Origin of the sequence: Altibacter lentus (genome assembly GCF_000746845.1) — a bacterium.
Lineage (GTDB): Bacteria > Bacteroidota > Bacteroidia > Flavobacteriales > Flavobacteriaceae > Altibacter > Altibacter lentus.
Map to the genome: position 1 here is coordinate 2341258 of NZ_KN050846.1, position 12524 is coordinate 2353781.

The following is a 12524-nucleotide window of genomic DNA, read 5'->3' on the forward strand; positions in this document are numbered from 1 at the left end:
AAAGGCAACTATGATTCACGATACCATCCGCAACCGACGTGCAGTTTTTCCTGTACAGTACAACACCGAAGCAATCACAAAGGAGGAGATACAACAAGTCTTAGAGGCAGCAAACTGGGCACCCACCCACAGACGCACCGAACCCTGGCGGTTTAAGGTCTTCTACGGACCTGCGAAAGAGAAGTTAAGTGCGTTTCTGGGAGAAAAGTATCGGGCGACCGCATCCCACTTTTCAGAATTTAAACACAACAAGACCCTGCAAAAACCCTTGCAGTCGGGTTGCGTCATTGCCATTTGCATGCAGCGCGACCCTGCCGCATCCGTTCCCGAATGGGAAGAGGTGGCCGCTACCGCTATGGCGGTACAGAACATGTGGCTCACAGCGCATGAACTTAATATTGGGGCGTACTGGAGTTCCCCTGCGGCTATTCATTCCTTGGAGGAGATCGTCCCGCTGTCAGAGGGAGAACGTTGTCTGGGTTTTTTCTTTATGGGAAAATACGACGGTCCGCTTTCCGAAGGTTTCCGAAATTCGTCTATTGAAGAAAAGACGGAATGGGTCTAAAAGAACACGTCCCAATGTACCCAGACTTTGTAGAGGAATAATCCTAAATACACCAGGGTGGCCATGAATTTTATAAAAGTGGAGGCCAGGAATCCTATAAAAGAACCAACCGCCGCCCGAAAGGCTTGCTTTCCTTGTGTCTTGTTAAATACCAACTCACCTATGAGAGCTCCGGCAAAAGGTCCTATGAGAATACCCATGGGAATAGGGGCAATGATACCAACAAGCAATCCAATGGTAGTTCCCCAGGCTCCGGCCTTACTGCCGCCAAACTTCCGGGTACCAACGGCAGGAATGATATAATCCAGAATATAGATACCTATGGCTACCACACCGGTTAGGATAATAAAGAGCCAGTCGAAGGTCATACCCGGCGCGAGATACAGCACCAGTAGTCCCAGCCAACTTACAGGAGTCCCGGGAATTACAGGCAACAGACTGCCCGCAATACCAACGAACATCAATAGAAAGCCAATAGCGAGAAGAAGAAGGTCCATGAAAACGGATTAGGTCCTGCAAAATACAAATTCATTGAAATAAAGCACACAGGTAGAAAGGCATAGTTTCGGTAAAATTCGTAATTTCGAAAGCAGTTGTATTGCGATGATAAAAAACTATCCATACTTTCTTGTCCTTGTTACGTTAATTTCTTCATGCCAGTTCTTCGAAACTGAAAAGATCTCTACGGAAACATTTTACGAAGAAGAAGTGCGTACGATCGATTGGAAAGAGGTGGATCAATATCCCACCTTTACCGAATGCGAGCTCGAAACCGAAAAACTGCAGCAAAAGAGTTGTTTTGAACGTACCTTGTCTGCCAAGATCTACGAATACCTCTACACCAAACAAATGAAGGCATTACAGGACCTGAACGATACGCTGTTCCTGGATTTTGCGGTAAACAGGAATGCGACCTTAACCGTGGATACCGTAAAGATCGATAGTGTCATCAAGGCAGAATTCCCCAAGCTGGAAGGCTGGATCCAGCAAAGTATCGATGCCATAAAATTAGAGGCCCCTGCCTACAAAAGGGGGATTCCGGTAAAAACTGAATTCACCTTGCCCATTATCGTTAAAACGCAGGAATTATAGATTCCACTTATATCCTAAAGTAAGTTCTAAGGGAAACTCTCCGTTGTCGTCAAGATTGATCGCCACTACATCATTGAACAGAAAGGTAAGATATCCGTTCCCCAAGGCGTGGTCAAATCCAATCCCAAAAGAACCGGGGAACTGGAATTCACTTCCGCCGGAGAAGGTGGTCACTTCCTCTCCTTCCACCAATATCTGATTTCTGGAAATGCTCGTGAAGGCAGCCGGCTTGGCGTTGATAAAAGCATCAAACCGATCTGTTTTTATGAATTTAAAGCGATAGTTAAAAGAAACCTGCGAGGAAGAGAAGTCATAATCTGAACTGCTTATAAGTTGCCGAAACTGAAACACAATGGCATGCCGCCGCAATCGCACCTCGTCTATGATCTCGAATTCCACACCCAAAACAGGTAAGAAGCTATTGTCGGGATTGAAAAAATAGGCGTTGTTCGACAATCCGGCAAAACCTCCCAGTCGGGTTTTTAATTGAATGGAGACGGTTTCTACAGAATAGGTAGGGTCTATTTTTTTGTTATAAGCAATAAAGAAAGCACGTAAACTGGGAAGGGTGAGGTTTACATCCTCCACAGCTACCACAGCATCTGCGGTCTGCGATCTCAGTACTTCTTTATATTCTTCCTGATAGTCACCGTCAGTCTTGGTATTCTTAAGTTCAACAATGTCGTTCCCCTTTTTTGAAAAGTAACGATATTCACCATCGATGGTGTTCCAAAGGAGTGTAAGGGTTCCTTCCACCTCGGTCTTCAAACTATAGGTAGTTCCCGAGACGGTATAGTTTTGTTGCGCCTGTAGTGCAGGATAGCTCAAAAGCATTAAGAACAGGCAGAGGAGCGGTAGGTGTTTCATAAGGGCTTGATTTAGTACTGCTAAAGGTAAAAAATTAATTCAATTTACATGTTTTTTATGCAAACGCCCTTTCCAGGTATACGAGCCGGTGATGCTGCCAAATACAACGGTAACAGTAACCATAGGATAAAGGAGCGCATTGAGTAAGAATCGTCCTGCTGAGGTCTGTTGCCCAAAGAAACGCTCGGTTCGTATCAAAACAACGTAGTCTATGACCAATTTTGTGCTCAAAAGAAATATATATCCCGGCCACCATGCGCTGTTGAACAAGCAGAGAACAGGGCCTGCCAGCATAAGAAGATTTGTGAGAAACACAATAATTCCCAGTGCTTTGGACTCCATGCTCTTTTGATGGGCCGTTTTCGATGCCCAGCGAATGCGTTGGGCCATAACTGCGCTCCAGGTTGTTTCGGGTTGTGTCGTGACGATCGCTTCCGGGGACTTTAGAAAGTGGACTTCTTTTGGGAAGGCCTGTTGGATCTTTTCTAATAAGAACAGGTCATCTCCGCTGGCGATATGGTCATTCCCTTCAAATCCTCCAACGCTTTCAAAAGCTTTTCTGTGATAGGCGAGATTGGCTCCGTTGCACAAAAAAGGGTGTCCCAGCCCGAAACTCCCCATGGCAACTGCCTGAAGGCTTAGTGCGTCCAGATATTGGTAGTTTTGGACCATAGTTCCGTTCGTTTCATAACGTACAGGTCCTGCAACAAGCCGGGCTTCGTTCTGTTGTATAAAAGCATCGAAAGTGTCCAGCCACCCTTTTGGAACAGAGCAATCGGAATCGGTGGTGATGATCCATTCGTGCTTGGCTTCGGAAATGGCCGTGGTAATGGCATCTTTCTTTGGAGATCTACTGTGACGCTCGTTGGAAAGAATCAAAGAAGGGGCCCGTTGTCTCGATCGATCCTGCAGCATCACTTCCAGCATTGATACTGAAGCATCTTCCGAAGCATCGTCCACAAAGATCAACTGATACAGGTCCGGCGGATAGGATAGCTGCTGAAAAGTACGTACAAGCTTCGGAAGTGTCTTTTCCTCATTCCTGAACGGAACTATGATCGAAAAGCGGGTCAACGGGGTAACTGCTTCCGAAGAGAACACACCCAGCTGCAAATTGCCAATGAGCAAGAGTCCCAAACTAATGAGATAGATTAAGCCAATACATATAAAGACCAGTATCATGTTCTATTCCTGTACGTGAATAAAAAATAGCTTCCCAGAATAGAAGGGAGTACAAAATTCAAGACCCACATGGCCAGAACCGTGCAAAGAACAGTGAGTTCGGGAACTCCCGCCATGGAAAAGAGCCACAAGGCGGCACCTCCGCGCACCACCACATCAAACAGAAAGATGGTGGGAATGACCGATACCAGAAGGTACATGGCAAAGATAAGTGGATAGGCCTGGGATAGCGACAGGTCTGCCTCAAAGAAACGGAGCAATTTTAAGAACAGATATGAAAAACACAAATACCGCAGCACAGAGAGAACAACTACCTTCCGCTTTATGGAATAGGGTATCTTTTTGATGTACTTCCACACCTTGAAAAGGGAGAACCCTTTAATAAGCAATTCCCGTTCTTTCAGATACCAGCCCACTAGGATAAGAACCAAGAAAACCATGGCGAAAACAAGAAGGTGAGGGGTAGAAAAGGAGAGATCGTAGGTAGTAGCTACCATAAGCATTCCAATGCTTCCAAAGAACACGGTGGCAGCCATTTGAGCGGTATTGCTCACAAAATTGAGCAGCAACACTTGTTTTCGCTTTTCTGGAGGAAAATAAAAAGCCTTCGCACCGTATTCTCCAATGCGGTTGGGGGTCACTAAAGATACGGCCAGGGCTGTAAGGCTTTGCTGCGCCGCTTCCCGAAAAGAAAGTGTTTGTACCGGTTGTATGACCGTCTTCCACTTAAGGATCTCCAGCGACCAGTTAAGGGCCGCCAGACCTAAGAACAAGGGTAGGACCCACAATGCTTTGCCTCGCATGCTGTTCGAAAAAGCTTCCAGTGTCTGTGAATCGGTGGCGGTTATTTTCGTGTAGATAAACCAAAAGATGGCCACAAGAATAAAAACTTTTAGGGCTGCAAGCAGATATTGTTTAGCTTTGTCTGAAATGCGGATCATTAAAAACGAAAGTACTACTTTTTACTTGGTTTCGTTTTACAAGCAAGCTGTTGGTGTATGAATTCTGAAAAAATCATTTTAGGGATCGACCCCGGAACCACTATCATGGGATTCGGTCTTATAAAAGTGGTAAAAAAGCAAATGCATTTTATGCAATTGAACGAGTTGATCCTTACCAAGTACGACGATCATTACCTGAAGCTAAAGCTCATTTTTGAACGTACCATTGAGTTGATCGACACCCACAATCCCGATGAGATCGCCATTGAGGCACCCTTCTTCGGAAAGAACGTACAATCCATGTTAAAACTGGGAAGAGCACAAGGGGTGGCCATGGCTGCGGGACTTTCCAGGCAGATCCCCATCACCGAATATTCACCAAAAAAGATCAAAATGGCTATCACCGGGAACGGGAATGCCAGTAAAGAACAAGTAGCAAAGATGCTCCAGAGCCTGCTCCAATTAGAAAAACTACCTAAGAACCTGGACAGCACCGATGGTCTGGCGGCTGCGGTGTGTCATTTCTACAATTCGGGTAAGACCGAGATCGGGAAGAGCTATACCGGCTGGGCAGCCTTCGTGAAGCAGAACGAAGGCCGTATTGACAAATAGAACCACAGTAATACAGTAAAAACACCTGAACCACATCCAATAATTCCTCTCATGGCAGGCATTTACATACACATCCCTTTTTGCAAGCAAGCCTGTCATTATTGTGACTTCCATTTTTCAACGTCCCTAAAGAAAAAGGACGAGCTACTAAAGGCGATTCATACAGAGCTGGTGCTTCGGAAAAGCGAATTGCCACAACCGGTTGAAACGATTTACTTTGGCGGCGGGACACCAAGTCTCTTATCTAAAACCGAACTGCAAACCATCCTTTCCGTCGTTTACGAGCATTATGTGGTAACTCCGGATCCCGAGATCACCCTTGAGGCCAATCCCGACGACCTTTCCGAAGCGACCCTGAAAGAACTTTCTGAAACGGCCATCAACCGCTTGAGCATCGGGGTTCAATCATTTTTTGAGGAAGACCTGAAGCTTATGAATCGCGCTCACAACGCTTCCGAAGCATTAAAAAGTATCGAACTTGCAAAACGGTATTTCAACAATTGCAGCATCGATCTCATTTATGGCATTCCGGGGATGTCCCTTCAACGCTGGGAGGAAAACCTGCAAACGGCACTTTCCCTTGAGGTACCCCACCTGTCCTGCTATGCCCTTACGGTGGAACCAAAAACAGCTTTGGAAGCTTTTATAAAAAAAGGGGTTGTGGCTCCGGTAGATGATGCCGTGGCGCAGGCACATTACGAAGCGCTCGTAGAACGCACCGAAGCAGCCGGCTACGCGAATTATGAGTTCTCGAATTTTGGATTAAAGGGGTTTCATTCCAGGAACAATACTGCGTACTGGCATGGAAAACCGTATTTGGGGATAGGGCCTTCGGCACATAGTTACAACGGGGATACCCGCAGTTGGAATGTGAGTAATAACGCTAAATATATTCAAAAGATCTTTGAGGGCGACCTGCCACTGGAGCGGGAACAGCTCTCCACGAGGGATAAATACAACGAATATGTGATGACCCGCTTGCGAACACAACAAGGGGCTTCTTTAGCGGAGATCGAGACACTTTTCGGTTTGAAATACCGTGAATATGTTTTGCAACAAGCCAAAGAATATATGGATGAAGGATTGTTGCTGCTGTCGCCACCCTTCCTGAAAATTAGCAGAAAGGGAAAATTCTTGAGTGATGGAATCGCATCCGGTTTATTCTTAGTAAATTTAGATTCCTAAAACAACAACTTGAAAGCAACATTTAAGAAGGGCGAGCAGCTGGTTACGGTCGACCTGTCAAAACCATTGGATATCTCTATGGTGTTAAAGGGTTCTTCCGAAAATCCTTTGGCCTGGTATCTGGATGCTCCAAGCATCGAACCTGTTACTATGGATAAGTGGGTAGGGAAGGTGAGCGAAGGAGCTTCGGTGAATTTCAACAATATTTATTTCAATCCCCATGCCCATGGGACCCATACCGAGTGTGTGGGGCATATTTCAGAAACATTTCATTCGGTGAACGATGCGTTGACAAATTTCTTTTTTTTTGCCGAAGTAATTTCCGTAGCGCCGGAAACGGTGGGCGAAGACCAGATCATTCCCGCTAAGGAGCTAAGGACCCTGCTGGAAGGGAAACACCCTGAAGCACTTGTACTGCGCACCCTTCCGAATACTGCTTCAAAACGAACACGACATTACTCACATACCAACTGGCCGTATTTGCACGAAGAAGCGGCTACCTATCTTAGAGAACTGGGGGTGAAACACCTGCTTATCGATCTTCCTTCGGTAGACAAAGAAAAGGACGAAGGAAAACTGCTGGCTCACAAAGCGTTTTGGAATTACCCGGAAGCCCCACGTTATGATGCAACCATTACCGAATTCATCTATGTTCCCAATGCTGTTGCCGATGGCGCCTACCTGTTGAATTTACAGATCGCTTCTTTTCACAACGACGCAGCACCAAGTAAACCGGTGTTGTTTAAACTACTTTAAATGAAAACAACCTTGAGAATTGAAGAAATAGCACAATTTGCATTGGGAGTCTTGTTCTTTTCATGGCTCGACTATGCATGGTATTGGTTTCCTTTGCTGTTGCTTCTTCCGGACATTGGCATGTTGGGCTATGTGTTTGGTCCGAAGACAGGAGCCCTCACGTATAACCTTCTGCACCATAAGGCTGTTGCGACTGCCTTTATATTATTGGGGATGATGTTGTTAGGAGATTTTTATACATTAGTAGGCGTTATCATGTTTGCTCATGCCAGTATGGACCGGGTTTTTGGCTACGGATTAAAATATCAAGATAGTTTTAAACACACCCATTTGGGAACAATAGGAAAGAAATAATATGGAATTACTATTTATAGGATTGGCCGCCGGAGCGATTGTTGCCTATTTTCTTTTTTCCGGGTTTTCACGCAACAGGAAGAAAGAGAAGACAACGACCCAGTCTGTAATCCTCATGGAAAAGATTCGAAGTGTTTGTAAGTTCATTACCGTAGAAGGTGATTTTTCGGAGATCTATCATTATGAGAATGTAAAGGATAAATGGCTCAATATTGTATTGGGAAAAAAGAAAGCCTTGATCCTGATCGACGCCAAAGCTCATATTGGCTTCGACCTTACCAAGATCAAGATGTCGGCAGATACACAAACCCGAACCATCACATTGACCAACTTTCCCCAACCCGAAATGCTTACCATCGAAACCGATTTCAAATACTACGACAAGAAAGAAGGCTGGGCAAATCCGTTTACCGCATCTGATCTCACCGAGATCAATAGGGAAGCAAAACAACACATTATCGATAAAGTTCCGGAAAGTGGCTTGTTTCAAGAAGCGTCCAATCAGGCACTTGAGACCATTAAACTGATGGAGACCTTGGTCGAGACCATTAATTGGAAACTGGATTATTCGGCTCTGGAAACTTCAGAAAACACAAAACAGATCCCTTCAGCATAAAATGAACAGCGCTCGATACATAGTGTCTCTTTTTATGTGTTGCCTTGCTTTTATGAGCATTGCACAGGATTACGAGCGTATCGATGCTACCATTTTATTGTACCCGCAACGTGTGGACACACCACAAGAACTTTCTCGTTTTATTACGCGTGATTTCACTACCGATGAGGAAAAGGTACGTGCCATTTACAGTTGGATCATTCAGAATATTGCTTATGAACCCGATGAATACAAACAGTTCAACTTCACGTTCAAGAATTATAGGGAACGCAACGAGAAGGAGGAGAAGACCCGGGAGAAGATCATAGAGAGAACGCTTCAAAAAGGGATCGCCGTGTGCGAAGGCTATGCCATGTTGTTCGAAAAGCTTTGCGAATTGCAGGGGATACCTAATTATTTGGTGCGAGGGGACATTAAAACGAATTTTAATGATATTGGAAGGCCTTTTGCTAAAGTCCATATGTGGAATGTAGTAACGCTCGACGGAACACCTTATCTGTTCGATCCAACCTGGGGTGCCGGTCGTTACAATGGCAAATTTATAAAAGAACCATCTTATTTTTTTTACAAGACACCTCCCGAACTTTTCTTTAAGACACATTACCCCGATATGTACGAAGATGCATTCATGGACCGGCTAATCTCGAAGGAAGTCTTTGCCCAGATGCCTATCATTATACTGGAAGAGCTCACAATGAATGACGTAGAACAACCACTTAGCGGACTTATTTATTCGGAAGAGTACTTCGATGTGGTCTCTTTCACCATTGCGAACGTGGATCCGGACACGGTGACCTATTCTTTTGGTGGCGAAAAAAAACCGGTCCGGGATATGGAGAAGTCCGGGACGCGACTTCAGTTTGATGTGCCGTTGGAGATTGGAGGAGAGAATCTGGTAATATATTTTGATGATGCACCTGCCTTAGGATATAAAATCAAGTAACGATGAATGTGGAAGAATTTCGCGAGTATTGTTTGTCGAAGAAAGGAGTAACAGAAAGTTTTCCTTTTGATGATGTGACCCTAGTCTTTAAGGTAATGGGCAAGATCTTTACCATTTGCGGACTGGAACGACTACCGCCTCAGGCCAATCTGAAATGCGACCCCGAACGTGCTGTGGCGCTTCGGGAGGAGTACGACGGGCTCATCTTACCCGGATATCACATGAGCAAGATTCATTGGAATACGGTATTGATCGACAGTAACCTGCCCCACGATCTGCTCTTGGAACTGATCGACCATTCCTACGATTTGATTGTGTCCAAACTTCCGAAGAAAGTGCAAGAGGAGTTAAAGTAAACTTAATTGTTTTTTGCTATCTTTAATATAAACTCACTCTGTATGAAGAAACTATATCCTCTGTTGTTGGTAGTTCTTTACTACAACTGTACCCACGCGCAAATTGAACCATTATTGTATGATGTTCAATGGTATCTTTATGAAATGAAGGTAAACGAAACAATTTATCATCCTCCTACAAATGATGAATTAACATCGGTACCTCTGACTTTTTCAGAAGTAAGTGATCATTTTACAACCAGTGTTTGTAATAGTCTTTTTGGAGATATCGAAGCTGTTGATCCGTTTACTTCTTTTCAGTTTTTAAATGGATTGAACCAAACATTGATAGAATGCAATAATCCTGTAAATAGCATTTTTGAAGGTGTTTACTTCAATTTCTTTCTAGATAATCTTTTAGAAACCTTTACTTACAGTATTATAATAGTGGATAATAATGATGAAGGACTGTACTTAACATTAAACCTTCCCAATGGAGATTACGCAGAATATGCTGATAAAGTTTTAGGTGTTCAGGATTTTATCGGAAAACAAAAGATTGTTTATCCAAACCCCTTTCAGAATACCTTGTATGTAAAAAGTGAAAATGATCAAGAAGAGTTTTTGGATATTGAAATAATCAGCGCTCTGGGACAAACCGTTTTTAAGGAGACTTATATAAACCATGCTATTACAAAGCTTGAATTAGAAAATCTTTCAGAAGGAATATACTATCTAATTTTATCAGAAGAAAGTGGCGTACAACAGATTATTCATCTTATAAAAAAGAACTATGAATAATTTTGTAATCTAGTAGATGAAAAGCGTTGCCATCATAGGGGGCGGGGTTATAGGCCTGTGTACTGCTTATTTTCTTCAAAAAGAAGGGCATGAGGTCACATTGATCGATCAATCGGCGATGGATTTTGGTGCGTCCTATGTAAATGCAGGCTACGTGAGTCCCAGTCATATCATTCCGCTTGCTGCACCCGGCGTGGTGAAACAAGGACTGAGGTGGATGTTCAATACCAGCAGTCCGCTCTATATAAAACCTCGGTTAGAAAAGAGTTTTATGGATTGGGCCTGGGCCTTTAATAAGTCCTGTTCTCATAGTAATGTGGAGCGCTCGGTTAAGGCTATCAAGCAGATCACCTTGTTAAGCAGCCGGTTGTTTTCTGAAATTAGAGCTTCGGAAGGGTTCACATTTCAACTGGAAAATAAAGGACTGCTTATGCTTTGCAAGACGTATGCGATGCTCGAAAAGGAGCTGAAACTTGTTAAGACCGCTTCCGAAGAAGGACTGGAAGCGAGAAGCATTTCGTTGCAGGAGTTAAAAGCGATGGAACCCAATGTCAACATGGATATTGTGGGAGCTACCCACTACCAATGCGACTGGCACACCACGCCTCAAGAGTTCATGACCGAACTAAAGCACTATCTCACGCTCAATAATGTACAATTCCTGAAGCAGGAACGAGTTTTGGATCTGCATACGCAAGGGAACTCGATCATCTCGCTTCGTACAGATCAACGTACGTTGGTGGCTGATGAGTTTGTTCTTGCAGCAGGCTCGTGGAGTCAGTTACTCAGTAAGAAGTTAGGAATAAAAATACCCTTGCAGGCCGGGAAAGGCTATCGTATCAACTCCTATCAGCCTACGGGAATTACCATCCCGTCCATATTAGCCGAGGCCAAGGTAGCCATTACTCCTATGAATGGTTTTACACGGTATGCCGGAACGATGGAGATCGCGGGCATTAATCATACCATTCGTCCCGAACGGGTGGCAGCCATTGCTTCGGCAGTAAGCACCTATTATCCTAATGTAAAAGTTCCTATAAGTGAACAGAAAGAAGCCGCTTGCGGATTGAGGCCCGTCTCCCCGGATGGCCGTCCGTATATTGGGAAATCTCATAAGTGCAGGAATCTCACCATAGCGACAGGTCATGCCATGATGGGGTGGAGTATGGCACCGGCAACGGGTAAGCTGGTTGCTGAAATGCTTTCAGAGAAACCCCTTTCCATCCCTCTAGATGCGTTTCATCCTGACCGAAAATTCTGACACAGTACTTTAAGCGAGCATAACTTACTGTAATTAAGTATATTATATGTACATTTAACATCAGTTATCCCAAACGCTACCTCCTCTTCATTTATCGTTGCTTTAATCATGCCCCGAATTATTTTGTTTTGTAACAATTAATAATTCTATACTAACCAAAATTAAACAGCATGAAAACAACCCAGCCTTTTTACAAGATTATTGCCAGCGTATTGCTAGTATTCAGTATGACGTGGGCCGCAGCCCAAAACAATAATGCCCGTCCCGAATTCCTTTCGGTGACCACCATGCATTGGAATATGGACAATGAATCCTTTGATATGGACGAATGGAAAAAAGTAGAAAAAGAGTATTTGGAGAAGGTCACCATGAAGAATGAATATGTAATGAGTGCCTCCTTTTACCTACACTTCTTTACCGAGGACAATTCTGAACTGATGTACGTTCAATCCTATCCCAACTGGGAAGCCATGGGAAAAGCAGCAGCTCGAAACGAGGAACTGGCAAAAGCGGCATGGCCCGATGACAAAGCCAGAATGGCTTTCTTAAAGAAAAGAGAGGCTTATTATTCGCATGAACATTCCGATGAGATCTATGCGACACTTCCTAATGCAAAACCTTTGCCCGCCAACAATACAGAGGACCTCTTATTGTATGTAAGAAGAAGTCATTTTGCATTTCCGGAAGACGGCACTCAAGAAGAGTTCAACACTTTGCACGCCCAGGATGTTAAGAATGTGATCAACAAGAATGAATACATTAAAGGGTATTACCCGGCTGTGCATGCTTGGGGATCAGATAGGACCGAAGTAGTAGAAGCTTTCTTTGTTACTTCATTGGCCGATCTTGACATGATGTTAAAAAAGTTACCGGAACTGTATGAAGCGGCTTGGCCCGATAAAGCCGAACGCGAAGCCTGGGGCAAGAAAATGGGAAAATACTTTACTCCCGTACACGGAGACTCCATTTATACCTTGGTAGCCGAATTGTCCAAATAATAACCTGAACATAACC

The 12524-nt window shown here is 44.2% G+C and carries 16 protein-coding genes; 12 read left to right on the plus strand and 4 right to left on the minus strand.

Features of this window, described 5'->3' with window-relative positions:
• Positions 1-10: 10 nt before the first annotated feature.
• The gene (locus JS40_RS10855; RefSeq protein WP_034260486.1) at positions 11-565 is read left to right on the plus strand and encodes a nitroreductase family protein; all 555 of its coding nucleotides are present in this window, start codon (positions 11-13) and stop codon (positions 563-565) included.
• Here JS40_RS10855 and JS40_RS10860 read toward each other — a convergent pair.
• Entirely contained in the window at positions 562-1062 is a 501-nt protein-coding gene (locus tag JS40_RS10860; protein WP_034260488.1) for a DUF456 domain-containing protein, read from the minus strand. The two genes, JS40_RS10855 and JS40_RS10860, sit on opposite strands and share 4 nt — an antisense overlap.
• A gap of 106 nt (positions 1063-1168) precedes the next feature.
• On the opposite strand from JS40_RS10860, the gene JS40_RS10865 reads away from it, so the two are divergent.
• Complete coding sequence (locus JS40_RS10865; protein WP_034260491.1) at positions 1169-1657, plus strand: hypothetical protein; 489 nt, start codon at positions 1169-1171, stop codon at positions 1655-1657.
• Here the strand turns inward: JS40_RS10865 and JS40_RS10870 are convergent.
• Genes JS40_RS10870 through JS40_RS10880 form a run of 3 tightly spaced genes read right to left on the minus strand, consistent with a single transcriptional unit; the run spans position 1652 to position 4647 of the window.
• Entirely contained in the window at positions 1652-2524 is an 873-nt protein-coding gene (locus tag JS40_RS10870; RefSeq protein WP_034260493.1) for a hypothetical protein, read from the minus strand. The genes JS40_RS10865 and JS40_RS10870 overlap by 6 nt on opposite strands.
• A 39-nt stretch (positions 2525-2563) precedes the next feature.
• Entirely contained in the window at positions 2564-3706 is a 1143-nt protein-coding gene (locus JS40_RS10875; RefSeq protein ID WP_034260495.1) for a glycosyltransferase family 2 protein, read from the minus strand.
• The gene (locus JS40_RS10880; RefSeq protein WP_051957566.1) at positions 3703-4647 is read right to left on the minus strand and encodes a lysylphosphatidylglycerol synthase domain-containing protein; all 945 of its coding nucleotides are present in this window, start codon (positions 4645-4647) and stop codon (positions 3703-3705) included. The genes JS40_RS10875 and JS40_RS10880 overlap by 4 nt, the downstream gene beginning before the upstream one ends.
• Before the next feature lie 57 nt (positions 4648-4704).
• On the opposite strand from JS40_RS10880, the gene ruvC reads away from it, so the two are divergent.
• The 10 genes from ruvC (at position 4705) to JS40_RS10930 (ending at position 12508) form a co-directional block, all read left to right on the plus strand.
• Entirely contained in the window at positions 4705-5259 is a 555-nt protein-coding gene (gene ruvC / locus JS40_RS10885; RefSeq protein ID WP_034260497.1) for a crossover junction endodeoxyribonuclease RuvC, read from the plus strand.
• 51 nt (positions 5260-5310) lie between these two features.
• Positions 5311-6444 (plus strand): radical SAM family heme chaperone HemW, encoded by a 1134-nt coding sequence (gene hemW, locus JS40_RS10890; RefSeq protein ID WP_034260499.1) that lies wholly within the window; start codon positions 5311-5313, stop codon positions 6442-6444.
• A gap of 9 nt (positions 6445-6453) precedes the next feature.
• The gene (locus tag JS40_RS10895; protein WP_034260501.1) at positions 6454-7200 is read left to right on the plus strand and encodes a cyclase family protein; all 747 of its coding nucleotides are present in this window, start codon (positions 6454-6456) and stop codon (positions 7198-7200) included.
• Entirely contained in the window at positions 7201-7554 is a 354-nt protein-coding gene (locus tag JS40_RS10900; protein WP_034260503.1) for a DUF4260 domain-containing protein, read from the plus strand.
• Position 7555: 1 nt separating this feature from the next.
• Positions 7556-8170, plus strand: a complete 615-nt coding sequence (locus JS40_RS10905; RefSeq protein WP_034260504.1) for a DUF4230 domain-containing protein — start codon at positions 7556-7558, stop codon at positions 8168-8170.
• Between the two features lie 52 nt (positions 8171-8222).
• Positions 8223-9113, plus strand: coding sequence for a transglutaminase domain-containing protein (locus JS40_RS10910; RefSeq protein WP_034260506.1), 891 nt, complete (start codon positions 8223-8225; stop codon positions 9111-9113).
• Between the two features lie 2 nt (positions 9114-9115).
• Positions 9116-9469: an MmcQ/YjbR family DNA-binding protein gene (locus tag JS40_RS10915; RefSeq protein WP_034260508.1), complete on the plus strand. Its 354-nt coding sequence runs from the start codon at positions 9116-9118 to the stop codon at positions 9467-9469.
• A 42-nt stretch (positions 9470-9511) separates the two neighbouring features.
• Positions 9512-10249 (plus strand): T9SS type A sorting domain-containing protein, encoded by a 738-nt coding sequence (locus tag JS40_RS10920; RefSeq protein WP_034260510.1) that lies wholly within the window; start codon positions 9512-9514, stop codon positions 10247-10249.
• Positions 10250-10265: 16 nt separating this feature from the next.
• A complete protein-coding gene (locus tag JS40_RS10925) occupies positions 10266-11510 on the plus strand; it encodes an NAD(P)/FAD-dependent oxidoreductase (RefSeq protein ID WP_034260512.1) in 1245 nt (414 codons plus the stop codon).
• A 170-nt stretch (positions 11511-11680) separates the two neighbouring features.
• On the plus strand, positions 11681-12508 hold the full coding sequence (locus tag JS40_RS10930) for a hypothetical protein (protein ID WP_152558172.1): 828 nt from the start codon (positions 11681-11683) through the stop codon (positions 12506-12508).
• The last annotated feature ends 16 nt before the right edge of the window (positions 12509-12524 follow it).